Source organism: Paramesorhizobium leguminum (assembly GCF_003217235.1).
Classification (GTDB): Bacteria; Pseudomonadota; Alphaproteobacteria; order Rhizobiales; family Rhizobiaceae; genus Paramesorhizobium; species Paramesorhizobium leguminum.
Window position 1 is genome coordinate 1 of the sequence record NZ_QJTF01000007.1, and the last position, 23,298, is coordinate 23,298.

Consider the following 23,298-nt stretch of genomic DNA (forward strand, 5'->3'; position numbering starts at 1 on the left):
AAATGAAACTCAAAGGGCTGAGCCCTGTACAATACAGGACCCAGCCCTTAAATCGTCCCAGCCTTTAAACTGTCCAACTTTACGGGGTCAGTTCATTCGCGCCGGGGTTTTCTTTATCCGCCATTTCTGGGACGGTTTACCTTGACGAAGGCCCAGACCACCGAGCCAATGACGCCTGTACCGAGTATCGTGGCTAGCCATTCGGCTCCCGCCGCTGCCGCATAGGCGCAGACGCTGAGGGCGGCGAGGACAAATAGAAAAGCGAATATCTTGCCGAGAATAGCCTCAAGCGCAACGAAGCCGAGTTCTCGACGCTCCATTGACCGGCGATGCTCAGTTTCCTTTTCCCAGGCCGTTATGATGCGTTCAGCACCATTAGGGACGACCTGATTGAACTCTTCAAGAATTTGTGGCGGGGGCAGAGGCCCGGACCACATGGCGCTCAATTCAAGTTCGTGAGATTTGTACGCCTCTTCAATATGTTGGGGCGTCGAAGTGCCTTTAGCGGGAGTTTTTTTCACCTTTGCGCTCTTTTACGATGACCGAACGCATATCGGCGCCAATCCGCGCGAAATCCCCCCGTAAGGAATTTGTCGGGCTGACGCTTCTCGAATGCGTCGAAACGTTGCTTGGTCCGGTCAAAGCGAGGAGCGCAGCAAAGCCGGTTACAATACTGCCTGTGAGACCGACGCGCTGCCGCGTGGGGCTCTTTGCAAGGATTGTCCGGCTTTTATGTGCGACTTTTGACATATCATTAATATGCACTACCCACGACAAAAATCAAATGAACGTTCTGTCACAGGGCGCGGCTAATCTTGATCTCTCCGATATGGCAATTTTATCCTACAAAAAATCAATGCTCCTGGCAAAACACGGCCGTCGGAGCGCCGAAATCGCTGTAGTTGCTCTGCATCGTATAGAGCCAGCCTTGGCATTCCTGCATCGAGGTGAAGCAACGGAACGCGTTGACGGGCACCCTTGCGTCATCATCGGTAAGGAACGGCGATTCCTTTACACCGTTGAAGATGCCGACGATCACGCCGCTCCCCGCCGGCGGTGTGTCGCAGCGCTGGCCGGCATCTTCGCTGACATTTTTCAAAACAGCTGCTTCGGCGGCGAATGGAGCAAGCGGCAAAACTGCGGCTGACCCCATGAGCAATGCAAGTACGAGACGTTTCATGTTCAAATCCTTCGGATGTGAATTTCCAAGGATATAGGAACGGCCCTAGGCTTCTGCCATATCCGCTGCTTTTGCCGTTGTTTTCCCCGTCACTTTCAACGCGAAAGCATAATTATGGGCGATTTCCTCCAGCCTTGAGAAGCGACCGGATGCGCCGGCGTGGCCCGCGTCCATATTGATGCGGAACAGGACCGGGTTGCTATCGGTCTTCAACGCCCGAAGCTTCGCCACCCATTTCGCCGGTTCCCAATAGGTTACGCGCGGGTCCGTCAAGCCGGTGATCGCCAGGATCGGCGGGTAGGCTTGCGCGCGGACGTTGGAATAGGGGCAATAGGACGCGATGGTGCCGTAATCCGCTTCCGACGTGACAGGGTTTCCCCATTCCGGCCATTCGAGCGGCGTGAGCGGCAGCGTTTCGTCGAGGATCGTGTTGAGCACGTCGACAAACGGCACTTCGGCGATGATCCCGCCGAAAGCCTGTGGCGCCATATTGGCAACCGCGCCCATCAGCAGGCCGCCCGCCGAGCCGCCCTGCGCGACGATCCGGTCATGGCTGGTAAATTTCTCCGCCACCAGATGCTCCGCTGCGGCGATGAAATCGGTGAATGTGTTGGTCTTCTTGTCCCGCTTGCCGTTCTCGTACCAGGCGAACCCCTTGTCCTTGCCGCCCCGGATATGGGCGATGGCATAGACGAAACCGCGATCGGCCAGTGACAGGCAATTGGTGTTGAAGCTCGCCGGAATGGTGATGCCATAGGAGCCGTAGCCATAAAGCAGGCAAGGCGCCGATCCGTCGAGCGGCGTATCGCGGTGGTAGAGGATCGAGACGGGGACAAGCTCGCCATCCGGCGCAGGCGCCAGTAGCCGCCGCGTCACATAATCCGCCGGATTGTGCCCGGAAGGCACTTCCTGCGTCTTGAGCAGTGTGCGCTCGCGGGTGCGCATATTGTAGTCGAATTCCTGCGCCGGCGTCGTCATCGAAGAATAGGAAAAACGGATAATGTCCGTATCGTATTCCGCGCTTCCCTGCAGCCCCAGCGAATAGGCCTCTTCCGCAAATGCGATGGCGTGTTCTTCACCGGTCTTGCGATCACGGATGACGATGCGCGGCAGGCCTTGATGACGCTCCAGCCAGACGAGGAAGTCTCGATAGGCGGCATGATTCAAGATGATCGTTCCCGGCTTTTCCGGCACGACCTCCGTCCAGTTTTCCCGTTCGGGCGCATGGACGGGCGTGCTCATGATTTTGAAGTCCTTCGCGCCGCCCAGGTTCGTCAGGATGAAGAAGACGTCCCCGCCTTCGGCAAGCCTGTATTCAACGCCGGTTTCGCGTTTTGCGACGAGGCGTGGCTTGGCAAGGGGGGTGTCGGCCGGAATGATCCAATCTTCCGAGGTTTCGTGGTCGCCGATGGCGATGAAAATGAAATCGTCGAGCATGCTGCCGCCCACGCCCATGAAGAAACCCGGATCAAGTTCCTCATGAACAAGCCTGTCCTCCTGTTGGGCGGTGCCGATTTTGTGATAAAAGAGCTTCGATGGACGATGGTTTTCATCGACCCGCGTATAGAAGAAGCCTTCGCTCGCCGCATCCCAGACGCCGCCGCCATTGGTATCGGTGACGAGGTCGTCAAAATCCTTGAGAGTCTCGATATCGCGCACCTTGAGCGAATAGAACTCCGAGCCCTTGTCGTCAAAACCCCAGATGAGACGCTTGTGATCCGGTGAGTGGTCGGCGGACGCCAGGCGGAAATAGGTCTTGCCCTCAGCTTCCAGATCGCCATCCAGCAGCATGCTCTCCTCGCCGCCATCGCGCGGCGTGCGGAAGAAGCGCGGTTGCTGCCCGCCCGTCTTGAAGGAGCTGCCGTAGGCGTAAGGGCCGTCCTTGTAGGGGACCGACGAATCGTCTTCCTTGATGCGCCCCTTCATCTCCGCGAAGAGCGTCTCGCGCAATGCCTGCGTGTCGTCCATCAGGGCGGAGTGAAAGGCGTTCTCCGCCTCCAGATGCGCGCGGATCGCGGGATCGAGAACGGAAGCGTCCTTGAACACCTCCTGCCAGTTCTCCGCCCGCAGCCACGCGTAATCATCGGTGCGGGTGATGCCGTGCCGGGTATCGCTGACCGGGTTCTTGGAAGTGGTGGGGGCGGGGAGGGCGGGGAAGAGGGGTTTGGTCATGGGGAACCTCGGGTGGGGAAGCTATCTATAATGAAACGACGAAACGTAGCGCGGGGCCGGTTCGCGTTCTCCCTCCCCGCAAGGGGGAAGGTTGGCGCGAGCTTTAAAATTCAATCCTCCTCAAAAACCAACGCATTCCCATTCATACAATAGCGCAGGCCCGTGGGCGGCGGCCCGTCGGGGAAGACGTGGCCCAGATGCGCGTCGCAATCGGCACAGCGGATTTCCGTGCGCACCATGCCGTAGGAAACATCCTCGACGGCCATCACCGCATCCGGCTCGATCGGCTGGAAGAAGCTTGGCCATCCCGTCCCGGATTCATATTTGGCTTGCGAGGAATAAAGCGACCGTCCGCAGCAGACGCACTTGTATATCCCCTTCAGCTTGCTGTCGAAATTGGGACTGGAGAACGCGCGCTCGGTGCCGTGCTGCCGCGTGATTTGATATTGAACCGGGGTCAGCTGCTCGCGCCATTCCGCATCGGTCTTCACTACCTTCAACGGTCTTTGTCCAGTCGCGCTCATGGCTGTTCCTCTGAAATTTTGGAGTGCCCCATACTTATGTTCGAGCGGCGGTTTCGACAACCGCATGCGGCGCAGCTGTTTCTTATTGTCGCATCGCCTATCTCAATTGTCGCATCGCAATTTTTGGAGTACGATCGGCTCGGAATTATTTTCATGCCGCCGGAAATTTGACGTAATGCTCCGCTTTTTAATGAACGCTACATCGAAAGCAGGAGGCCGCGTCTACCCATTTCACGGATTGACTTGAAAATATATTCAATATAATTTAGTCAAAATATTGTCACAACTTCTTATGGTTGTTTCATTGGTATAGCATGTATGTGTGGTTGTTTTGTGATCGCTGATATGTAATGTTACTTTATTAAATATTGGAAAGAAAAGCCACGTCGTAGTACAAATTAATTGACAGATCGGTTTTCCTTGGCGATATGGTCGCCTCGCGCGGGATGGGCTAGGCACAGCCAAAAGAATTGATCTGCTGCCAGCATCTGAAGAGTGGATGCCCTCGGGGGAATATCTTAGGATATTTCCGCGGGTGTATAATGAGGGAAGTTTGATGGAACATCTTGAGATTAATGATTCTACTGATGACGTACTGCTCGGTTTGACCGCAGAGGTTGTGGCTGCCTATGTAAGCAACAACTCCGTTCGAGCAGGGGAATTGCCTGTGCTGATCGCGGAAGTACATGCCGCGTTCGGTCGCGTCGGTACCCGTGAAGAAGCGATGGCGGTTATCGAAAAGCCAAAACCGGCCGTCAATCCCAAGCGGTCGATTTTCGATGATTATATCATTTGCCTTGAAGACGGTAAGAAGTTCAAGTCGTTGAAGCGCCATCTGATGACGCACTATGGCATGACGCCTGAACAGTACCGTGAGAAATGGGATCTGGACCCGACCTATCCGATGGTCGCGCCCAACTATGCCGCTGCCCGCTCGCAATTGGCCAAGAACATGGGCCTTGGACGCAAGCGTAAGAATGCCTGAGCATGATCCCGAAAAGTTGTAGACTTTTCGGACAAGATCATGCGGCCAGGACAAGCGGCATGATCCCGAAAAGTTGCAGACTTTTCGGACAAGATCATGCGGCCAGGACAAGCGGCATGATCCCGAAAAGTTGTAGACTTTTCGTGATTGGCATGTAGCTCAAGCCAGTCGACAATGGATCAGCCGGGTCCCCTCCCGGCCTCTCCCCCCAAGTTTAAAAACGGCGCCTCGACGCCGTTTTTATTTTGCCCTAATATTCCAATAGAGATTTGGAGAAAGACGCATGGCCTACCGTAGCCCGCCTGTCCCATCCTCGCAGATCACACCCAGGAGCATTTATCTTCGCCGCCGGGAGTTTCTGGCTGGCGCGGTCGCTGCCGGGCTGATCAGCGTGTCGGGAGCGCGGGCGGAAGCGCTTAAAGCGAAGCCAGGCCCTTATGCTACCGATGAAAAGCTGACGCCGCTCAAGGACGTGACCACCTACAACAATTTTTATGAGTTCGGCACTGACAAGGCCGATCCGGCGGCCAAATCCGATAACTTCAAGCCGAAGCCATGGCGGGTGAAGGTGGATGGCCTCGTTGCCAAGCCAGCCGAGTTCGATATCGAAGATCTGATCGCGACGATGCCGCTGGAAGAGCGGATTTACCGGATGCGCTGCGTCGAGGCGTGGTCGATGGTCATCCCATGGACCGGCTTCCAGCTTTCCGCGCTCTTGAACAAGGTCGAGCCGCTTTCATCGGCGAAATATGTGGCGTTCGAAACCGTAGTGCGACCGGAAGAAATGCCGGGGCAACAGGGCCTGTTTCAGGCGCTCGAATGGCCTTATGTCGAAGGGCTGCGCCTCGATGAGGCGATGCATCCGCTGACAATTTTGGCCGTGGGGCTCTATGGCGAAACGCTGCCCAACCAGAACGGCGCTCCCATCCGGCTGGTGGTGCCGTGGAAATACGGCTTCAAGGGCATCAAATCGATCGTGCGCATCAGCCTTGTCGATAAGCAGCCGCCCACATCCTGGAACCTGCAGAACGCGCAGGAATATGGCTTCTATGCCAACGTCAATCCGCAGGTCGATCATCCGCGCTGGAGCCAGGCGACGGAGCGGCGCATCGGCGAGGACGGCTTTTTCGGGTCCGGGCGGCGCGAGACCTTGCCGTTCAATGGCTATGGCGAAGAGGTCGCCTCGCTCTATGCCGGCATGGATTTGAAGGCCAATTATTGAGATGCGGGCTATTGAGATTGGCACCGATATAGCCCGGCGCGCTAAAAATCATGGCAAGGCGTTCGTTTGGGCGCTCTATGGCGTAGGGCTTCTGCCGGCGCTATGGGCCTTCTATCTCGGCAGCACCGGCGGGCTGGGTGCTGATCCTGTCAAGGAATTCGAGCACCGTCTCGGGCTGTGGGCACTGCGTTTCATCATCCTGACTCTCATGGTCTCGCCGCTGCGGGACATTTTCTCCATCAATCTGCTGCGCTATCGCCGGGCGCTCGGGCTGCTTGCGTTCTATTATGTGCTCATGCATTTCAGCGTCTACATGATCCTCGATCAGGCGCTTGACCTGAACGCAGTGATCGCTGACATCGCCAAGCGGCCGTTCATCACCATCGGCATGGCCAGCCTCGCGCTTCTGGTGCCGCTCGCCGTCACGTCCAATGCCTGGTCGATCAGGCGCTTGGGTGCCAACTGGGTGAAGCTGCATCGCCTCATCTATGTGGCGGCGGCAGGCGGCGCCCTCCATTTCATGCTCTCGCTGAAAACCTGGCGGCCAGAGCCGATAATCTACGCGGCCATCATTGCGATACTCCTGGCATGGAGGATATTGCGCCCGTACTTCCTGAAATGGCGCAAATCGATGCGAATGAGCGCCGCGCGCTAGATTTCAGCGTCTAAGCGGGCGACATGGTCGCCCTTATCCTGTCGAACGCCTGTTTCAGCGCGATATGGCGGTTGAGATCGTAGCTCCAGTGGCCCCCCGTTCCCTTGAGCCGCTCGCGTTCGATCAGGCGCTCCAGCCGGCGGATCGCCGCCGCTTTCTCGTCTTTCCGCGCAGCAAGAACGCTCTCCAGATCAATGCCGCATAAGATTTGCAGTGCTGCGCGCTGCATGGCATCCTCGCGCTGTCTTTCCTTCGACGTCCGGAACGCTTGGGCTTCCACTGCGAGATGATGGGAGGTCATGGGTGGGGTCCGCTTGCTGGTGTGGGATAACCAGTTTCATGCCGTTGCGGTATGCGGAGGATAAATTCCTACCTCTCCATGTTAAACGGAAGAAAGAATCCTTGTCTGGCAGAAGCTTAATTAGAATTTGCGTGAGAATAACAAAAAACTTATCCACGCAATGCCAGTACCCGATATAAGAAGATATTCCTAGTTTCCAGCAGGGGGAAAAGAGAATGTCTTTGGGGTTTTCCGGTGTGATTCATACGCGGTCCGAGGCGGTAGATGTGCTCGTGACATTGGCGATCAGGCACGGGCGCTTGCTGGCCATCGACAAATCTTGGGGGGAGGGTCGTCGCAGGCGCGTTCCACGCGGCCAGATGGTGGAAGTTTGCGATGCCTTTATCGACATTCTGGCTGCATTTTTCGGAGTTCCCGGCCATGAGCTGCGTTCCGGCGAGCGCTGCCGGCGTGAAGTGGCGCGGGTGCGGCAGATCGGCATGTATGTCGCACACACAATTTTGAGCATGACGATGACGGAGGTGGCGCGGGGGTTCGGTCGCGACCGTTCCACTGTCATGCACGCCTGTCATCTGATCGAGGACGCGCGCGAGAATAAGGAATTTGACGTAATCCTCGCAGCATTCGAGCGCCTGTCGGCGGCCACCTTCCTCAATGAGGGGAGGGCCGCATGAAGCAGGATATATGCACCGTCATGGTTGAAATCGACGGGGAAATGCAGGCCGTCAGCATCAATCTTGCCGAATCGCCGTTGAGTCAGCTTTACCGGCGCAAGGGCGCGGATGGGAAACCGTTTCTGACCGCCGAAGAATTCGTGGCGGGGGAACGGCTGCGCGCCGATTTCACCCGGGGAAACCTGATGCCGCGCACGAGCGCCAATTGGGAAACGGGCGTGGGCGGGCGCAACCGGACCGGCGCGAACGGCACCGCGGAACTGACCGACGCTGCGCTTGCCTCGCGCTTCCGTGTCCAGAAGGCAATAGACGCGGTGGGGCCGGAATTGTCAGGTGTGCTTGTCGATGTTTGCTGTTTTTTGAAAGGGCTGGAAACCGTGGAGCGCGAAAGGCTCTGGCCGGTACGCTCGGCGAAGCTGCTGCTCAAGGCGGCGCTGGGCGCGCTTGACCGGCATTATCATCAAAGGAGCGGCCCGTCGAAACCAGGGAGCCAAACCATCGTGCAATGGGGCACGGAGGATTACAGGCCGCAGATTGGATAGCGCGAAGTAAGGCAGGTCTTCGGTCGGGCAGAGGCGGCTGGAACCAGAGTTCCTGCCTGCCTATCGCACGCCTTCCCTGGCCATGGCACCTTGCGCCTCCGTCCGGATGCGCGCAATCATCGCGCGCAAGCCGTTCGAGCGTTGCGGGGTCAGGTGCTCATCAAGCCCGAGGGTCTTGAGGATGCCTTGCGCGTCGATGGCAAGTATCTCCGAGGCCCTGCGGCCGGAATAAAGCGCAAGCACGATGGCCACGAGACCGCGCACGATATGCGCATCGGAATCGCCAAGGAAAGCAATCGCCGGATCCGCGCCTTGGCCGATCTGGGTCTTGAGCCAGACCTGGCTGACGCAACCCTGCACTTTGTGGGCCGCATCGCGAGCATCCTCGGGATAAGGTTTCAGATCACGGCCAAGATCGATCACGTAGCGGTAGCGGTCTTCCCACTCGTCAAGCATGTCGAAATCGGCAATGATATCGTCAATCGTCTGGGTCATGCGGCTCATATAAGCATTTTGCAGCCAAGTGGGAACACTTGGCGTCGCATTAAATGCGGCTGGAAATAAGCATTTGGCAGCCAGGTGGAACACTTGGCGTCCGGTTTTTCCGCAAACTGCTTTAGCGTTTCACGGTTCCGGTATGGGCGGGATCAGCCGTTTCCGTCAAAACGCTTTCCATACCTTGAGAAACCGCCGCCTTGCCCGTCTCGCAAAGGAAGGCATTGCGCGCGCAAAACGAGCTGAGATCCTCAAGTTTCTCCTTCGCCGTGGCAAACTTCTCTGTCGCGGTTGAAAGCGTCTTGGCTGCCTTTTCCACCGTCTTGGCCGGTTCGATGGCCAAGTCGTCTGAAAACAAGTCGTCTGAAAACGTCACGCCAGCCCATGTCGCCATGTCACGCTGCAATTCGGCAAGCGGCGTTTGCGGCAGAACCACGAAAGCCAGCGTCATCCAGAATGCCATTTTTAGAAGAAAGCGCATATGCCTGCCTTTATTTCCTTACCCGCTACAATGCCAGACGGAGGAAAAGATCGAATTGAAAATACCGGGCAAATTCGATTCAAATTTGAACGAAATCAAAAAACTTGTGCAGTTTCTCAACTGAGACTAAATTTGCTCTCAGATGAAACGGGGGTGACCATGTTCCATTTTACCGATATCGCTGATGTTCTCGGACTACCGGCGAGCGAAAAGGCGAAGGGGTCGCTCTTCGGCCTCATCGACCGTATCGAAGAGGGCTTGCCGGTCGGCGCTGTTCAACATATCGCAGATCTTCTGGCGCCCAATGATGCCAAGTTCAAATATAGGCTCATCCCGAAGGCGACCTATGAACGGCGCAAGAAAGCCCGCCGGTTGTCGCCGGAAGAAGGGGCAAGACTGGTACGCGTGGCGCGGGTATGGGGCGTGGCGATGGACATATGGAAGAGTGAGGAGCCTGTGCGCCGCTTTCTGTTCCGTCATCATATGATGCTCGAAGATAAACGTCCGATCGATGTAACTATTCAGAGCGAACTTGGCGCCGAACTGGTTTGCGATATATTGGGTGGATTGAAATATGGTACCGCTCCGTGAGGGCGCAAATTCTTGACCGGACGCTATCCTGCTTCAGAATCGGCGACCCGGACGGAATTTATCCCATCTTCGATGCGACCGGATCGACACTGGCGCCGGGACGATGGAACACGTCCGAAAGCCCGCTGATCTATAGCAGCGAGTATTATTCCACCGCCTTGCTGGAAAAACTGGCGCGGGCCGCTGAGGAAATGCCGCCAAACCAGCATTATGTCCGAATCACTCTTCCGCGCGGCCTGAGCTACGAGGTCTTTTCACCACCGTCTCTCCCCGGTTGGGACGCGATGCCGGTGACGGTCAGCAAGGCATTTGGCGAGCGCTGGTGTTTGGAAAAACGCAGCGCGGTGCTTCTGGTCCCGAGCATCATTGCAAGGCTCGACCGCAATGTGCTGATCAATCCCGCGCATCCGGAATTCGCGACTATCGAGGCAAGCCTGCACGAACCGGTCTTTTGGGATAGGCGGCTGTTCGGCGCATAAGAATACACCCTTTCGCAGCTGCGTCCCCTCGGAGCACGAGGCGGCCTCGCTGCCGCTATCTCGCCGCATTCCGCCGCGTCTGGGCAACCCTCTGTTTACCATACGCTAAAAAGCGATGCCGCCGTCGGCCAAAACCAGGCTCGCCTGCCGATGGCCGGGCGTACTTTATCGTTTCCTTAAAGCCTCCGCGCCAATCTGCACTGACGAGCCGGAGCCATTCTCATATGTCCATTTGCGATTGCTGAGGAGGGCTGTGGCAAGCACAGACACGCATTGTAGTGAGTACGGCAGAGTGCACGCCATCCTTCTGAAAACGTTAGAATCGGCAGCCGCCCGCATGGGGGGCGGTGCACGCATGTTCGACAGCTATTGCCGGCGCTGGGCGCCTATCGGACAATCCGCCGATAACGCCGCGACGCAGCGCATGATCGCCGCGTTCTGGGCCATGCCGCTTGCGCTCCTCGCGGCTTTCCTTGCGGGCGGCGCGGTTTCCGGAAGCATCGAGGCTGGGCTCGCCATTGCCAGCTTCGCCGGAATGGCCATGATTCTCTGCGCGCTCGTCTCGCTTAGCCCGCGTTCGTCGCTGGTGGGCGTTGCCGGGCTTGCCGTTTACGCCGGAGGCTTGAGCGTTGCCGGTTTCGGTCAGGCTCCCGCCAATCCGGCGCTCTGGGTCATGGCTGCCGCTATTCCTTTCGAAAGCTGGTTCGTCAGTCGGACCCGCCGCAGCATGTGGCTTGGCCTTGCCGCAAGCGCGCTGGTTTTCGCGGCGCTCATCGCCAAGACCTCCACGGTGGCGATAACCCCCACGGCAATTTCCGCGCTCCTGACCTTCATCTATGTCGCTACGCTCCTGGCGCGCGCGATGCGCATTTTCAGCGCGCGCGCGGAAACAGTTGCGCCCGAGACGAATGATGATGTCGAGGCTGTCGTCGATGGCGTCGTGATACGTCTCTCGCCGGATGGCGTCGTTCGCTCGCTTTCGATCAAGGCGCCGGAATTCTTCGGCGTGCCGAGGCAGGTTCTGATCAATACGCCGCTTCTCGACCGTGTCCATGTCTCGGACCGGGTGACTTATCTCAGCCTGCTGGCCGATCTCCGCATGGCCGAGCCAGCTCGAGCCATCAGCCCAGCCTGCGCCATCAGCATTGAGATACGCCTGCGCCGCGTCGATACTGATCCGGAAACCGGCGTCCGTTCGGTCGCCTTCCGGCCCTTCCGTATCGAAGCTGTGGCGGCGAGGCAGGTGGGCGAACTTTCGGGTTTCACCATGGTCGCGCGCGATATTTCGCAGGCCGAGGCGACGCGCGAGGCGCTGCGTCAGGCCCGCGAAGAGGCGGAAAATCTTGAGCTTTCCCGTAACCGGTTCCTTGCCTCGACGAGCCATGAACTGCGCACGCCGCTGAATTCGATCATCGGCTTTTCCGATGCGCTCCTGCATGAAATGCCGTGCAAGTTCCAGAACGAGAAGCAGCGTGAATATGTCGGCCTTATTCATCAGGCGGGTTCGCACCTGCTCGACGTGGTCAACGCCATTCTTGAAATGTCGAAGCTTGAAGCCGGCACCTATCGCATTTTCCCCGAAGCGTTCCAGTTCAGCGAGGCGGTCGATCTGTGCTGCGGCGTGATGGGGCGCCAGGCGGCGCAAAAGGGCGTGATTCTGTCCGAAAGGCTGAATGGCGGCATCGGCGATCTGGTTGCCGACCGGCGCGCGGTGCAGCAGATATTGTTCAACCTCGTCTCCAATGCGGTGAAGTTCACCGAGAAGGGCGGCTGCGTCACCATCGATGCGGCGGTGCAGGACATGCGCAACGGGCGGATGCTGGTCTTCTCGGTGGCCGATACCGGCATAGGCATGGCCGCCGATGACCTCGCCCGCCTGTGCCAGCCCTACACGCAGCTCGATAACGCCTATACCCGCGCCCATGAGGGAACCGGCCTTGGCCTGTCGCTGGTCAAGGGGCTGGTGGAACTGCACGAAGGCGCGATGGAAATCGCCAGCAAAAAGGGGGAGGGCACCATCGTCACGGTCCGCCTGCCTCTCGATGGGCCGCTGGCGCATCGTCTGCAAAACCAGAACGAACAAGCCGGGACGGTGATCGATATCCACCGCATCCAGGCGGAAAGGCGCCATGACAGCGAAGAAACCGGTCAGCAAGGGGACGCCTATGCGCAAAACCGCAAAACGGCGTAGTCTCGGCCGCCGCATTCTCGATGCGTTGTTCGCAACCGTGTCCGCGATGGCGATCGTGGCTGGCGATTTCATCGCGCGCAATCCGGTGGCGACCGGCGGCGCGATCGCCTTTCTCGTGACGCTCGGCTTCGTTTCCGCCAATGCGCTCTGGTATCAGCCCGAGGCGCATCAGGGCGTGTTCTTCAAGACGCGGCCGGACTTGATTTATAAACCCGCGCCGCGCGCGCCGAAGCTTGTCGGCGAAGCATCGATGCCGGCCGCCGCACCGGAAAAGCAGGCAGCCGCTCCAGAGCCTGCCTCTCAACCCGTGCCCCGGGAAGAAGAAATGCCGGCGCCCGCGCTTGAGGTAGCTCCGGGCGGGGATCCTGAGGTCGCCAAGCTGCAGCAAAAGCTTGCCGCGCTTGGCTTCTATGAGGGACCGGTCGATGGCGTTCCGGGCCCGCAGACCCGCAAGGCGCTGGAAACCTGGCGCGAGGTGCAGGCGAGAGCCGGCATTCGCGCCGGCGAACCGGCTGAACCGGGAACGATCGCCGTTCCCCAGACGCGGCCCACCGGAACCGGGGCAAAGCGGACAGAGCAGCAAATCGACCGCGCGACCACCGCCGGCGTCGCCCCGCGCTCAGTGGCGATTGAAAAGCCTCAGGCGCAACCGCAACCCGAAGTTCCGGTTTCATCGCAAGAAATCATCCGCGTCCAGGCCGGGCTGAAGGCGTTCGGCAACGATCTGGTGACCGTCGATGGCGTACCGGGCAAGACCACGCAGGACGCGATCCGCGAATTCCAGAAACTCTTCCGCCTGAACGTGACCGGGCAGGTCGATGCGGAGCTGATCGGCAAGATGAAAGAGATTGGGTTGTTAAGCTGAGGCGATAGTTCCAAGCAATACCCCCCTCTGTCCTGCCGGACATCTCCCCCTCAAGGGGGGAGATTGGCCTGCATCGATGACGGCACATATTCTGGGAATGTTGATGATTGGCGGAAGCGGTAATGACAGCGTAATCTCCCCCCTTGAGGGGGAGATGTCCGGCAGGACAGAGGGGGGTATGCCTCGCGATTCCATTAAACCAGGAACCGTTCTAGCGGACATAAATTTAGGTATCATCCTATGCGCCTGACCTCCGACTTCTGGGTTTCCGCCCTCATACGCCGGGTCAACGGCGAGGGCGGCTTCGCTCATCTCGCTCGGCGCGGTGCGACCGAGGCGGGCGCGATCTTCATCAAAGTTCGCACGGCGGCAGGCAGCTATAATCTCTACGGTCCCGCGCCGCAGATGGCCTATGACGAGGCCAAGCCGGACGAGCGGGCCTTCGTGGCTATCGCGCGAGACCTCTCCGAATGGGAGGCCGACGAGAAACTGCGTGGCGAAGCGCGCTTCGATTCCGATCTCTGGCTGGTCGAAATCGAGGGTTACGCTGGCGCGGATACGCTATTTGTGGTTGTGGAACTGTAAAGGGCTCACCGCGCCGCCTTCAACGGCGCAATGTCGTCGCTATTGGCGGCATCCAATACGAGGTCTTCCTCCTCGATTGCCATTTCGCGCAATTTCTGCCGCAGCATGGCGGTGATGTCATCCGCTTGTCCGCGCCGCACGAGGCCAAGCGCCGTCTCGCGGTCGATGGAGCGATAGAAATACACGAAGTCCCTGAGCGAATTCCTGTCGCTATCGATGCGGCCAAGCACGGCAGTCATGATCAGATAGCTCGCCTCCGCCGAAAGGCCGAGCGCCTTGAGCGCGAGGGGCAGCCGGGAGCTTGGCCATTGCCCGATGATCGCCTGCGCCTGTTCGAAGGTGACGCCAAGCATGTCGGCCAGCAGGTTGCGGAAGAACATCTGGTCTCTGAGCAGAGCGGTGTCTATCATTTGACCGGCAACGGGTGAGGCGTCAGCTCCCTCTGCCCTGCCTGCCATCGCCCCCTCGAGGGCGGAGATTGGCTGACGGGCGTTCACCATAGCGTGATCTGTCCCCTTGAGCGGGAGATGGCCGGCAGGCCGAAGGGGGGTATCTGTCGTTTCCCCCATTTGCTTCCTGACGGCCAGCGACCGGTCAATCGCCGGGTCGGCGAAGCTTTCAAGCACGCCCTGCACAATGCCGTCCACTTCCGGTCGCCGGGCGATTGCGCGCGCATGTCCCAGTCCCCTGCTGGCGATGATATCAACCAGATCGTCCGAGGTCAGAAGGCTTGAGCGCAGCAGTAGCGGGGCCGCGATTTCCACCGCCTCGTCGCACAACGCCAGAATGAGATTGCGTGGCGCGCTATCCAGTTGCGACAGCACCGCCGCCACATGGCGCTTGCCCCGCGCCGTCGCGCTTTCAAGAAGCGGCATCGCCAGATCTTCGAGTTGCTGGATATCGTTGCGGGCCGGACGCGTGATGGCCGTAAATGCGGTGACAGCCGCTGAAAGCAGGTCGTCGGCCTTGCCGCTATTCACCTTGCCGGTTCCAGACATGGCTTCCAGGGCGCGGAACTGTTCGTTTGTCACGCGGGTACTCCGGTAATCGCAAGCAACTCAATAAATATCGGAATGCGGGGTACGCTCCGTTGGCCGTGAGTCTAGCGCGGAAGACTTAGCAAGCTGTTAACCATGGGAGGGTGAATGGTGAATAGTGAATGGTAAATAGTGGGTAGCAAGGATATTTTATAGCTTAAGTTGCTGATATTATTGAATATATCACCATTCACCATTCACCATTCACCATTCACCAACATCACATCGGCAGTGAAGCGCACTCCGCATCACTCAAAAAACGTCGCACCGACGGCCCCCAACTCAGGTCCGGCGTGAAGGCGCGGATCAGCACGAAGCCTTTGCCCATATTTTCCTCGACGAGGATCGATTGCGCGGCTTCCTCCGGCAGATCTTTCTTCAGATGCACCATCTGCACAGGATTTGCGACCACAAGATCAAGCGCCTCGGCGGTCGAGGCGCGGTCATTGACGCTGTAGAGCGTCTCGCCCTTGCGGTCGTGAATCGACACCGACCAGAAGGGGACATTGCCCGTGGCCGTCACATGGACGGGACCGTCAGCCAGATCGACACGGCAGGCCGCCAGCTGAAATAGCGGATCCCGGAACCCGCCGCGTCCATCCTTGTCCGGTTCGAGAACATGGAAGCGGTAGGCATCGCCCCCGGCCACGACCTGCGCCCATATGTTGCGTTCCGAATAGACGGGGACAAGCAGCAGCACGATGATGTGTACGATGGCGGCGCCGAGCAGACCCAAAGCCAAGGCATATGTCATCCGCCTAATCATGACAGCCTTCCTCCGCCACGAGACTTGCCTTGGGCAAGGTGAGATCGGAAAGCCCGGTGGAGTTGCCGACCGGCGTATCGTAGAAAGTCATCACCAGAACGAAGGGGCCGGAGCCCGAAATCGGAAGCCAGTTGCCGGCTTGCGCCTTGGGCGAAACCGTTATGATGAAGCTGCCGTCCTGATGGCGAAGCAGTTGGCGGGAATGGATCGCCGGGGGCATGTCAGGGGGCGATGGGAGTGGCGCCAGCGACCGGTCGGCGGCATACAGTGTCCAGAAGCGGGCAGGCGGGGTCGGACCCGTGATGCGATAGGTACAATCGCGGTCAAAAAGACGGCCTGCCGTGTCGCGGCTCGCCTGAAAAGTCACGCCTTCCGCCACGCCAAGCGCGAGCGTCCCGCTGCGGGCATCGCGCGCCTTGGTGTAAGGATCGGCTTGTGGTGTGCCCGCCGCCGGATAGGCGGTCCACTGCCCGGCGTGCAGCGCGCCGAAACCCGGCGCATGGTCCAGCGCATAATAAACGCTCACCATCCCGCCGCCGATGGCGACGATGAGGGCGATGAGCGTGGGGAGGATGGTTCGGAGCATGATGGTTTTATTGAGCGAAAACAGCTGGGTGGTGCGCTTCAACACCCCCCTCTGGCTTGCCAGCCATCTCCCCCTCAAGGGGGGAGATTACGCCTTCATAAACATTCGCTACCAAACGCAATTGTTGACGAGTGGATACCGCGGGCCGTGTCAGCCAATCTCCCCCCTTGAGGGGGAGATGCCCGGCAGGGCAGAGGGGGGTTAACGCGCGCTTCCATCCAAACATCATAATCATCGCTCCAGCGCCGACAATCGCGTTCGCCCCGCCGGCGCGGTCAGCAGCGGTGCGCTTCGGAAACGCTGGTTCAGCTCCTGCAGCGCCTTTGTCGTCGCGCTGGAGAGAATGCGCGGCGGCCCTATGAGGCTTTGGCTCTCCGGCACCGCTTCGTCCTTGGCATCTTTTGCCTTGGCGATCTGCGCCGGGGCCGGGAATGGGTCCTTGATGCCGGGAATTGGTTTCAGGTCGATGTTCTGGTGGGCATAGTTCATCATCCGCTGCCATGTCATGGCAGGCAATATGCCGCCGGTCATATCCCTGGTCGGGCCGAAATTGTCGTTGCCGTACCAGACCGCCGCCGTGTAATTGCCGGTGAAGCCGACGAACCATGCGTCGCGATAGCTCTGCGTCGTGCCGGTCTTGCCCGCCACCCGCGTCATCGGCAGTGCGGCGCGCCGTCCCGTGCCCCATTCGGGCACCTGCACCAGCATGGAGTTCATTTCGGACGCCGCCTTTTCCGAGAGTACGCGCTTGGGTTCCGGGCCGTCCCGCTCCCAGCTCCACAGCACATCGCCGCGATGATTGAGAACTTGCGTGAAGGCATGGCGCGTTCCTGCCAGACCGCCGCCGGCGAAGACGTTATAGCCCGTCGCCTGGTCCATGACAGTCATGCCCGAGGTGCCGAGCACCATGGTCTTGTGCGATGAGATCGGCGATTCGATGCCCATCGCCTTGGTCAGCGCGACAATGGGCGCCGTCGTCAGATAATCCTTGGCGAGCCGCACAGGCACGGTGTTCAGCGATTTCACCAGCGCCGTCGTCAGATCGACCCGGCCAGCGAAGCTGCGTCCATAATTGCGCGGCGACCAGTTGCCCCAGCTTATCGGGCCGTCCGAGATGACGGTGCGGGGCGTCATGCCCTTTTCCATGGCGGCGGCGAATACATAGGGCTTGAAGGAAGACCCCGCCTGGCGCAGCGCCTTCGTCGCGCGGTTGAACTGGCTCTCGCCATAATCGCGCCCGCCGACCAGCGCCCGCACCCCGCCATCATTGGCCAGAACAACAGCCGCCGACTGGGTGACCTGATATTCCTTGCCATATTGGCGCAGGTGAAATTCGATCGCTTCCTCCGCCGCTTTCTGGATATTGCGGTCGAGCGTGGTCCGCACGATCAGCGAATGTTGCGGCAAGCCGGCTGCCACCTTCTTCACCTCCTCGAACGCCCAATCGAGGAAATAATCCGGGCTTTCGCCCTCTTCGCGGTCAACGACGCCGGCCGGATTGCGCCGGGCGGCGACGACCTGCCCCTCGGTCATCAGGCCGCCCTGCACCATGTTGGTCAACACCACATTGGCGCGGGCGCGCGCGGCGGGCAGGTTGACATGCGGCGCGTATTTGGCCGGCGCCTTGAAAAGCCCCGCCAGCATAGCACCCTCGGCGAGCGATACATCCTTGATATTCTTGCCGAAATAGAATTCCGAAGCCGCCGCGATGCCGAACGTGCCGCCGCCCATATAGGCCCGGTCGAGATAGAGCCGAAGGATCTCCTTCTTGCTCATGTTCACTTCCAGCCACAATGCCAGAAATGCTTCCTTGATCTTGCGCTCGATGGTGCGCTCATTGGAGAGGAACAGGTTCTTGGCCAATTGCTGGGTGATCGTCGATCCGCCCTGCACGACATTGTTGGCGCGCATGTTCTCGGTCATGGCGCGGGAAAGGCCCAGAAAATCTATGCCGATATGGTCGAAGAAGCGGCGGTCCTCGGTGCCCAGCACCGCCTTGATCACATGATCGGGCAGTTCATCGATCGGCACCGCATCGCGATGCAGGATGCCGCGGCGGCCGATCTCGTTGCCGTAACGGTCGAGGAAGGTGACGGCGAAATCATCCTGCGCCCGCCAGTCCTTTTTCGTCTCCTCGAAGGCAGGCATTGCCAGCGCCAGCAGTAGCACCGCGCCGCCGACGCCAAACGTGAACCCTTCGTCCAGCACCTCCACAAGCAGCCGGCGAACTCCGCGCACCCGGAATCGGCGGAAGAAAATCGTCGTGTTCTCCCAGAATTCTCCGAGAGCAAATCTGAAATTATAGAGCGCGCTGTCGAGCCGCGCGTCGAGGCCGATCAGCCTCGGGCTACGAAATGGCTCGCGCCGCTTCGATTCCTGCGGTTTTTTCCGGGAATTGCGCATGGCATCATTCGGTGGCGTCGATCCGCTTCCACGATCGCCGCATAGCCGCCTCTCTCGCTTCATCCGTGTGAGGCGACGCCGCGTCCAAACGCGCTCGTACCTTGCCGCACCGCCGCGGGGATTGTGTCGCATTTGAATAAAAACGGCAAGGAGGGGTCAAGGAATAGGGTAACCAAATCCCTTCCTTTTCCCGTGCTAAGAAAATACAGGGTGTAGGAAAAAAGTCCTTGACTGCGTGACGGTGGTTTGATAGTGTTTGGTTATCGTCGGAAAAGTGTAGCTGATACAGCGATGGCGGGCCTAGAATGGCCTCGGACGCCTTGCTTCTCTTAGCCTCTCCTCAATTAACGTTGGCAGGACAGAGGGGGGCGCTGTCCCGCCAGCCTTCTGCTTTTTCAGGCCATTACTTAGGAAATCACCATGGCAACTGCTCCCGGTAGCGTGGCAGCGGCGCGTAATCACGCGGGCTACCGGCTCACGTGCAAATATAGCGTTCCCCATGCGGATATCGCCTTTCTCCTTGGCATGAAGGAGAAAAATTATCTCACTCGCCTGCGCCGGCTGGGGATCGATGCCGACGTGAACACCACACAAAGACTCCCCGGCTTGGAAGAAATCCTCGCTCGCATCCGGGCCGAGCTCATGCGCCTGACCGAGGAGGGCAGGGTGCCGGATAAGGGCGCGGTCGATGCGCTCGTTTCTCTGGCCCGCGCGCTGAAGACGGTGATCGAGCTGGAGCGTGAAAACATCGCGCCCCCCGTCGCCGATACCGGTCCCGCATCGGTCAGCCCTGAGGAACTGCGCGAGGCGCTTGCGCGCATCGACAGAAGGATCGACGAACTTGCCAATCTCCGTGCGGCCGAAATCATCCAGCGTCGGCTTGACGGATCACATAACAATGGCAGTGGACAAGGAGTGGTTCTTTCAGGGCCGTGACGCCCAGCAACCGCCCGCGATGCCATGGCGCACCTGGCTCATCATGGGCGGGCGCGGTTCGGGCAAGACCCGCGCCGGTGCGGAATGGGTCGCGGGAATGGCCGCAGGCCTTGCGCCCTTCGCGAACGAAAAATGCGGCCATATCGCGCTGGTTGGCGAAACGCTCGCCGATGTACGCGAGGTTATGGTGGAGGGGCCATCCGGCATCCTCTCCGTTTCGCGCGTTGAGCGGCCACGGTTCGAGGCGACGCGGCGGCGGCTTGTCTGGGAGAGCGGTGCGGTGGCGTCGTTCTTTTCCTCCGAGGACCCGGACAGCCTGCGCGGGCCGCAATTCGATGCGGCCTGGTGCGATGAGCTTGCCAAATGGAAGCATCCGCAGGAAACTTGGGACATGCTGCAATTCGGGCTGAGGCTTGGGCAGCATCCGCGTCAGGTCGTCACCACCACGCCGCGCCCGGTCGCGCTGTTGCGCGACCTCATTGCGGACAAATCCGTTCCCGTGACGCGGATGCGAACGGCGGAGAATGCCGGCCATCTCGCGCCGGGTTTCATGGAGATGATCGAAAGCCGCTATGCCGGCTCCCGGCTCGGACGGCAGGAACTGGACGGCGAACTGATCGAGGACCGCCTTGATGCGCTCTGGTCGCGCGGGCTGATCGAGGGGATTATCTGCAAGACGGTTCCGCCGCTGAAACGCATTGTCGTCGCCATCGATCCACCGGCGAGTTCGGGCAAAAGCTCCGATGCTTGCGGCATCGTCGCGGCCGGGATCGATCATGATGGTTTCGGCTGGGTTCTGGCCGATGAAAGTCTGGGTCAGGCCAAGCCCTACCAATGGGCGCGCGCGGCCATCGCGCTCTATCGCCGCCTTGAGGGGGATGTGATCATCGCGGAAGTCAATCAGGGCGGCGACATGGTTAAGGCGGTGATATCAGCCGAGGACCACACCGTTCCGGTGCGGCCGGTGCGGGCGATGCGCGGCAAATGGCTTCGCGCCGAGCCGGTCGCCGCCCTCTACGAGCAAGGCCGCATCCGCCACGCCGGACGCTTTCCGGCGCTGGAGGATGAGATGTGCGATTTCGCACCGGGCGGCTTGTCGTCGGGCCGCTCGCCTGATCGGCTGGATGCGCTGGTCTGGGCGCTGAATGAGCTGATGCTGGGCAGGGATAAGGTGCCGAGGATACGGCGGATGGAGTGAGATGCGCGACGCCCTCCTTCCCCCTTGCGGGGAAGGTGTCTGCGGAGCAGACGGATGGGGGTGGTGACGTTTGCGCTTCTGCTGGAGACAATGGCGTAAACGTCGCCACCCCCACCCGACCCTTCGGGCCACCCTCCCCGCAAGGGGGAGGGAGCGCGCGCGCCCGCCAACCTCTCAAACAAAAGGAAAACCCCATGCCGCTCTCCTGGCCGTGGCGCCCGCGCGCCGCGAATACTCCCGCGCGCCCGGAAACCAAATCCGCCACCGGCTTCGTGGCCCTGCATATGGAACGCAGCGCCTCGTGGATCGGGCGCGATTACCCCACGCTGGCGCGTGAAGGCTTCATGCGCAATCCGGTTGTCCACCGCGCGGTGCGCATGATTGCAGAGGCGGCGGGGGCGGTGCCGTGGCTCCTTTACGAAGGCGCGGCGGAGCATGAGCGCCACCCGCTGCTCGATCTCCTGGCTAGCCCGCGCCGGGGCGCGAGCGGCTCCGATTTCTTCGAGATGCTCTATGGCCATTTGCTTCTCTCGGGCAACGCCTATGTCGAGCGTGTCGAAACGGGGAGCGGCGCGCGCGAGCTGCATCTGCTGCGCCCGGAGCGGGTGACCGTTGAGACGGACCGGGACGGATGGCCATACGCGCTCGCCTATCGCTGCGGCGCGGTGAAGCGCATCGTGCCGCTCGACGGTCCTGCAGGCGGGCAGGCGCTGCATTTGAGCCTGTTCCACCCGCTCGACGATCACTACGGCTTCGCCCCGCTCGAAGCAGCATTGATGGCGCTCGATATCCACAACGCGGCGGGCGCCTGGAACAAGGCACTGCTCGACAATTCCGCCCGGCCCTCCGGCGCGCTCGTCTATGCCCCGAAGGATGGCGGCAATCTCACGGAAGAGCAGTTCGCGAGGCTCAAGACCGAGCTGGAGGACGGCTATACCGGCGCGGCGGGGGCAGGGCGTCCGCTGCTGCTGGAAGGCGGTCTCGACTGGAAGGCGATGGGGCTTTCCCCACGCGACATGGATTTCATCGAGGCGAAGAACGCCGCCAGCCGCGACATCCCCCTCGCCTTCGGCATCCCGCCGATGCTGCTGGGCATCCCCGGCGATAACACTTACGCCAATTATGCCGAGGCCAACCGCGCCTTCTACCGCCTGACCGTGCTGCCGCTCATCGCGCGCACAGCCAAGGCATTCGGCAACTGGCTCGCCCCGCTCTATGGCGGCGATTTACGGCTGGAGCACGACCTCGACCGCATCGATGGATTGTCAATGGAGCGCGACGCGCTCTGGCAGCGCATTTCCAGCGCCTCGTTCCTGACGGACGAGGAGAAGCGGCAGGCGGTGGGGTATTAGCGAATTTGGATGGAAATGCCGGTTCCAGACAACCCCCTCTGCCCTGCCGGGCATCTCCCCCTCAAGGGGGGAGATTGGCCTTCATCGACATCCAGCACCAATCGCAAACGTTGCAGGAGGCGTGCCGAGATCTGTGTCAGCCAATCTCCCCCCTTGAGGGGGAGATGTCCGGCAGGACAGAGGGGGGTGTGTCTCAAACCAGCATTTAACCATGGAGACACCCATGACCGCCTTCCACGAAATGGGCGACACCGCCTGGCTATGGCTCGCAAAAGCTGCTGGCGCTGTTGCCGGGTCCGCCGTGTCGCTCGCCTACGTGCTGCCCAAGGGCAAGCGCGAGGCGGCGATCCGCTTTGCTGTCGGCATCATCTGCGGCCTGGTCTTCGGCGGCGCGGCGGGGGTCAAGCTCGCGGAGCAACTCTCCATCACAGGAATGCTCGGCAACACCGAACTGATGCTGATGGGCTCCGCCGCCGCAAGCCTCGCCGCATGGTCGGCGCTCGGCATTTTCACCCGGTTTGCAGAAAGGAAAGCGCTCAATGAACGAAATTGAGACAAAACGGGCCGGGGTAGCGCTGGAGCAGATAGACGCCGATGGCAGCTTTTCCGGCTATGCCAGTCTGTTCGGCGAGGTGGATCTGGGCCTCGATATCATCGAGCGGGGCGCGTTCGCCAAATCCCTCAAAACCCGTGGCGCCTCCGGCATCCGCATGTTGTGGCAGCACGATGCGAACGAGCCCATCGGCGTCTGGACACAGATCCGGGAAGACGCGCGCGGCCTCTATGTCGAGGGGCGGCTCGCCAAGGGCGTTCCCAAAGCCCGCGATGCGCTGGAACTGATGAAGAGCGGCGCGATCGATGGGCTTTCCATTGGTTTCCGCGCCGTCAAGGCCCGCAAGGAGGCCAAAACCGGCATCCGCCGCATAAGCGAGGCGGATCTCTGGGAAATATCCGTGGTCACCTTCCCGATGCTGCCTTCCGCTCGCGTGAGCAACGTCAAGAGGAGGGGACTGTCCACGATCAAGGAATTCGTGAGCCTGGCCAAGCGCATCCGCGCCGCAGCGAAAAAGTTTTAAAC

Annotated in this window: 25 protein-coding genes and 1 pseudogene; 15 read left to right on the forward strand and 11 right to left on the reverse strand. The window is 60.1% G+C overall.

What is annotated here, in order from left to right; translation table 11 throughout:
• Nucleotides 1-113 precede the first annotated feature (113 nt).
• The 4 genes from C7477_RS07395 to msrB all read right to left on the reverse strand — a co-directional run bounded on the left by C7477_RS07395 (nt 114) and on the right by msrB (nt 3,876).
• On the reverse strand, nt 114-521 hold the full coding sequence (locus tag C7477_RS07395; protein ID WP_146226075.1) for a DUF2335 domain-containing protein: 408 nt from the start codon (nt 519-521) through the stop codon (nt 114-116).
• 332 nt (nt 522-853) lie between these two features.
• Complete coding sequence (locus tag C7477_RS07400) at nt 854-1,180, reverse strand: hypothetical protein (RefSeq protein WP_110750655.1); 327 nt, start codon at nt 1,178-1,180, stop codon at nt 854-856.
• Nucleotides 1,181-1,225: 45 nt separating this feature from the next.
• Nucleotides 1,226-3,352 (reverse strand): S9 family peptidase, encoded by a 2,127-nt coding sequence (locus C7477_RS07405; RefSeq protein WP_110750657.1) that lies wholly within the window; start codon nt 3,350-3,352, stop codon nt 1,226-1,228.
• Nucleotides 3,353-3,462: 110 nt separating this feature from the next.
• The gene (gene msrB / locus C7477_RS07410) at nt 3,463-3,876 is read right to left on the reverse strand and encodes a peptide-methionine (R)-S-oxide reductase MsrB (protein WP_110750659.1); all 414 of its coding nucleotides are present in this window, start codon (nt 3,874-3,876) and stop codon (nt 3,463-3,465) included.
• 556 nt (nt 3,877-4,432) lie between these two features.
• On the opposite strand from msrB, the gene C7477_RS07415 reads away from it, so the two are divergent.
• The 3 genes from C7477_RS07415 to msrQ all read left to right on the forward strand — a co-directional run bounded on the left by C7477_RS07415 (nt 4,433) and on the right by msrQ (nt 6,738).
• Nucleotides 4,433-4,861 (forward strand): Ros/MucR family transcriptional regulator, encoded by a 429-nt coding sequence (locus C7477_RS07415; protein WP_110750661.1) that lies wholly within the window; start codon nt 4,433-4,435, stop codon nt 4,859-4,861.
• A 283-nt stretch (nt 4,862-5,144) separates the two neighbouring features.
• Nucleotides 5,145-6,083 (forward strand): protein-methionine-sulfoxide reductase catalytic subunit MsrP, encoded by a 939-nt coding sequence (msrP, locus tag C7477_RS07420; protein ID WP_110750663.1) that lies wholly within the window; start codon nt 5,145-5,147, stop codon nt 6,081-6,083.
• Between the two features lies 1 nt (nt 6,084).
• Nucleotides 6,085-6,738, forward strand: coding sequence for a protein-methionine-sulfoxide reductase heme-binding subunit MsrQ (gene msrQ / locus C7477_RS07425; protein WP_110750666.1), 654 nt, complete (start codon nt 6,085-6,087; stop codon nt 6,736-6,738).
• A 10-nt stretch (nt 6,739-6,748) separates the two neighbouring features.
• Here msrQ and C7477_RS07430 read toward each other — a convergent pair whose 3' ends face one another.
• Nucleotides 6,749-7,039 (reverse strand): cytoplasmic protein, encoded by a 291-nt coding sequence (locus C7477_RS07430; RefSeq protein WP_110750668.1) that lies wholly within the window; start codon nt 7,037-7,039, stop codon nt 6,749-6,751.
• 215 nt (nt 7,040-7,254) lie between these two features.
• Between C7477_RS07430 and C7477_RS07435 the strand changes: the two genes are divergently transcribed.
• A complete protein-coding gene (locus C7477_RS07435; protein ID WP_110750670.1) occupies nt 7,255-7,713 on the forward strand; it encodes a helix-turn-helix domain-containing protein in 459 nt (152 codons plus the stop codon).
• Between the two features lie 44 nt (nt 7,714-7,757).
• Nucleotides 7,758-8,255, forward strand: a pseudogene (locus C7477_RS07440) (DUF6456 domain-containing protein); the annotation flags it as partial.
• A gap of 60 nt (nt 8,256-8,315) precedes the next feature.
• Here C7477_RS07440 and C7477_RS07445 read toward each other — a convergent pair.
• Complete coding sequence (locus C7477_RS07445; RefSeq protein WP_110750999.1) at nt 8,316-8,750, reverse strand: SufE family protein; 435 nt, start codon at nt 8,748-8,750, stop codon at nt 8,316-8,318.
• A 121-nt stretch (nt 8,751-8,871) separates the two neighbouring features.
• Nucleotides 8,872-9,231, reverse strand: coding sequence for a hypothetical protein (locus C7477_RS07450; protein ID WP_110750674.1), 360 nt, complete (start codon nt 9,229-9,231; stop codon nt 8,872-8,874).
• Between the two features lie 159 nt (nt 9,232-9,390).
• Here C7477_RS07450 and C7477_RS07455 point away from each other — a divergent pair, with 159 nt between their 5' ends.
• The 5 genes from C7477_RS07455 to C7477_RS07480 all read left to right on the forward strand — a co-directional run bounded on the left by C7477_RS07455 (nt 9,391) and on the right by C7477_RS07480 (nt 13,942).
• Nucleotides 9,391-9,822 carry an antitoxin Xre-like helix-turn-helix domain-containing protein gene (locus C7477_RS07455; protein WP_110750676.1) on the forward strand — a complete coding sequence of 144 codons (432 nt, stop codon included), beginning with the start codon at nt 9,391-9,393 and terminating at the stop codon, nt 9,820-9,822.
• Entirely contained in the window at nt 9,819-10,301 is a 483-nt protein-coding gene (locus C7477_RS07460) for an RES family NAD+ phosphorylase (protein ID WP_110750678.1), read from the forward strand. The genes C7477_RS07455 and C7477_RS07460 overlap by 4 nt, the downstream gene beginning before the upstream one ends.
• A 355-nt stretch (nt 10,302-10,656) precedes the next feature.
• On the forward strand, nt 10,657-12,492 hold the full coding sequence (locus C7477_RS07465) for a sensor histidine kinase (protein ID WP_181418373.1): 1,836 nt from the start codon (nt 10,657-10,659) through the stop codon (nt 12,490-12,492).
• Nucleotides 12,467-13,357 (forward strand): peptidoglycan-binding domain-containing protein, encoded by an 891-nt coding sequence (locus C7477_RS07470; protein ID WP_110750682.1) that lies wholly within the window; start codon nt 12,467-12,469, stop codon nt 13,355-13,357. The genes C7477_RS07465 and C7477_RS07470 overlap by 26 nt, the downstream gene beginning before the upstream one ends.
• Before the next feature lie 240 nt (nt 13,358-13,597).
• Nucleotides 13,598-13,942, forward strand: coding sequence for a DUF1491 family protein (locus tag C7477_RS07480; protein WP_110750684.1), 345 nt, complete (start codon nt 13,598-13,600; stop codon nt 13,940-13,942).
• Nucleotides 13,943-13,947: 5 nt separating this feature from the next.
• Here C7477_RS07480 and C7477_RS07485 read toward each other — a convergent pair whose 3' ends face one another.
• The 4 genes from C7477_RS07485 to C7477_RS07505 all read right to left on the reverse strand — a co-directional run bounded on the left by C7477_RS07485 (nt 13,948) and on the right by C7477_RS07505 (nt 18,734).
• Nucleotides 13,948-14,940 (reverse strand): DUF2336 domain-containing protein, encoded by a 993-nt coding sequence (locus C7477_RS07485; protein ID WP_181418379.1) that lies wholly within the window; start codon nt 14,938-14,940, stop codon nt 13,948-13,950.
• Between the two features lie 259 nt (nt 14,941-15,199).
• Nucleotides 15,200-15,745: a DUF1254 domain-containing protein gene (locus C7477_RS07490; protein WP_245411757.1), complete on the reverse strand. Its 546-nt coding sequence runs from the start codon at nt 15,743-15,745 to the stop codon at nt 15,200-15,202.
• Nucleotides 15,738-16,331, reverse strand: coding sequence for a DUF1214 domain-containing protein (locus C7477_RS07495; RefSeq protein WP_110750688.1), 594 nt, complete (start codon nt 16,329-16,331; stop codon nt 15,738-15,740). The genes C7477_RS07490 and C7477_RS07495 overlap by 8 nt, the downstream gene beginning before the upstream one ends.
• Before the next feature lie 231 nt (nt 16,332-16,562).
• Nucleotides 16,563-18,734, reverse strand: a complete 2,172-nt coding sequence (locus C7477_RS07505; RefSeq protein WP_110750693.1) for a transglycosylase domain-containing protein — start codon at nt 18,732-18,734, stop codon at nt 16,563-16,565.
• Nucleotides 18,735-19,154: 420 nt separating this feature from the next.
• Between C7477_RS07505 and C7477_RS07510 the strand changes: the two genes are divergently transcribed.
• The 5 genes from C7477_RS07510 (at nt 19,155) to C7477_RS07535 (ending at nt 23,296) form a co-directional block, all read left to right on the forward strand.
• Nucleotides 19,155-19,670, forward strand: a complete 516-nt coding sequence (locus tag C7477_RS07510) for a hypothetical protein (protein ID WP_110750695.1) — start codon at nt 19,155-19,157, stop codon at nt 19,668-19,670.
• Complete coding sequence (locus C7477_RS07515; protein ID WP_110750697.1) at nt 19,633-20,868, forward strand: DNA-packaging protein; 1,236 nt, start codon at nt 19,633-19,635, stop codon at nt 20,866-20,868. Before C7477_RS07510 ends, C7477_RS07515 begins: the two co-directional genes overlap by 38 nt.
• Before the next feature lie 194 nt (nt 20,869-21,062).
• A complete protein-coding gene (locus C7477_RS07520; RefSeq protein ID WP_110750699.1) occupies nt 21,063-22,220 on the forward strand; it encodes a phage portal protein in 1,158 nt (385 codons plus the stop codon).
• Between the two features lie 223 nt (nt 22,221-22,443).
• Nucleotides 22,444-22,773: a DUF6107 family protein gene (locus C7477_RS07530; protein ID WP_110750704.1), complete on the forward strand. Its 330-nt coding sequence runs from the start codon at nt 22,444-22,446 to the stop codon at nt 22,771-22,773.
• Nucleotides 22,760-23,296 carry an HK97 family phage prohead protease gene (locus C7477_RS07535; protein WP_110750706.1) on the forward strand — a complete coding sequence of 179 codons (537 nt, stop codon included), beginning with the start codon at nt 22,760-22,762 and terminating at the stop codon, nt 23,294-23,296. Before C7477_RS07530 ends, C7477_RS07535 begins: the two co-directional genes overlap by 14 nt.
• The last annotated feature ends 2 nt before the right edge of the window (nt 23,297-23,298 follow it).

Excerpts from the sequence above, each read along its gene's own strand:
- C7477_RS07415 (WP_110750661.1), top strand. The coding sequence starts at position 4,433 with ATGGAACATCTTGAGATTAATGATTCTACTGATGACGTACTGCTCGGT.
- C7477_RS07530 (WP_110750704.1), top strand. The coding sequence starts at position 22,444 with ATGACCGCCTTCCACGAAATGGGCGACACCGCCTGGCTATGGCTCGCA.
- C7477_RS07490 (WP_245411757.1), bottom strand. The coding sequence starts at position 15,745 with ATGATTAGGCGGATGACATATGCCTTGGCTTTGGGTCTGCTCGGCGCC.
- C7477_RS07515 (WP_110750697.1), top strand. The coding sequence starts at position 19,633 with ATGGCAGTGGACAAGGAGTGGTTCTTTCAGGGCCGTGACGCCCAGCAA.
- C7477_RS07430 (WP_110750668.1), bottom strand. The coding sequence starts at position 7,039 with ATGACCTCCCATCATCTCGCAGTGGAAGCCCAAGCGTTCCGGACGTCG.
- msrP (WP_110750663.1), top strand. The coding sequence starts at position 5,145 with ATGGCCTACCGTAGCCCGCCTGTCCCATCCTCGCAGATCACACCCAGG.
- C7477_RS07495 (WP_110750688.1), bottom strand. The coding sequence starts at position 16,331 with ATGCTCCGAACCATCCTCCCCACGCTCATCGCCCTCATCGTCGCCATC.
- C7477_RS07480 (WP_110750684.1), top strand. The coding sequence starts at position 13,598 with ATGCGCCTGACCTCCGACTTCTGGGTTTCCGCCCTCATACGCCGGGTC.
- C7477_RS07445 (WP_110750999.1), bottom strand. The coding sequence starts at position 8,750 with ATGACCCAGACGATTGACGATATCATTGCCGATTTCGACATGCTTGAC.
- msrB (WP_110750659.1), bottom strand. The coding sequence starts at position 3,876 with ATGAGCGCGACTGGACAAAGACCGTTGAAGGTAGTGAAGACCGATGCG.
- C7477_RS07510 (WP_110750695.1), top strand. The coding sequence starts at position 19,155 with ATGGCAACTGCTCCCGGTAGCGTGGCAGCGGCGCGTAATCACGCGGGC.
- C7477_RS07520 (WP_110750699.1), top strand. The coding sequence starts at position 21,063 with ATGCCGCTCTCCTGGCCGTGGCGCCCGCGCGCCGCGAATACTCCCGCG.
- C7477_RS07470 (WP_110750682.1), top strand. The coding sequence starts at position 12,467 with ATGCGCAAAACCGCAAAACGGCGTAGTCTCGGCCGCCGCATTCTCGAT.
- C7477_RS07400 (WP_110750655.1), bottom strand. The coding sequence starts at position 1,180 with ATGAAACGTCTCGTACTTGCATTGCTCATGGGGTCAGCCGCAGTTTTG.
- C7477_RS07465 (WP_181418373.1), top strand. The coding sequence starts at position 10,657 with ATGTTCGACAGCTATTGCCGGCGCTGGGCGCCTATCGGACAATCCGCC.
- C7477_RS07455 (WP_110750676.1), top strand. The coding sequence starts at position 9,391 with ATGTTCCATTTTACCGATATCGCTGATGTTCTCGGACTACCGGCGAGC.
- C7477_RS07535 (WP_110750706.1), top strand. The coding sequence starts at position 22,760 with ATGAACGAAATTGAGACAAAACGGGCCGGGGTAGCGCTGGAGCAGATA.
- C7477_RS07450 (WP_110750674.1), bottom strand. The coding sequence starts at position 9,231 with ATGCGCTTTCTTCTAAAAATGGCATTCTGGATGACGCTGGCTTTCGTG.
- msrQ (WP_110750666.1), top strand. The coding sequence starts at position 6,085 with ATGCGGGCTATTGAGATTGGCACCGATATAGCCCGGCGCGCTAAAAAT.
- C7477_RS07505 (WP_110750693.1), bottom strand. The coding sequence starts at position 18,734 with ATGCGCAATTCCCGGAAAAAACCGCAGGAATCGAAGCGGCGCGAGCCA.
- C7477_RS07485 (WP_181418379.1), bottom strand. The coding sequence starts at position 14,940 with ATGTCTGGAACCGGCAAGGTGAATAGCGGCAAGGCCGACGACCTGCTT.
- C7477_RS07435 (WP_110750670.1), top strand. The coding sequence starts at position 7,255 with ATGTCTTTGGGGTTTTCCGGTGTGATTCATACGCGGTCCGAGGCGGTA.
- C7477_RS07405 (WP_110750657.1), bottom strand. The coding sequence starts at position 3,352 with ATGACCAAACCCCTCTTCCCCGCCCTCCCCGCCCCCACCACTTCCAAG.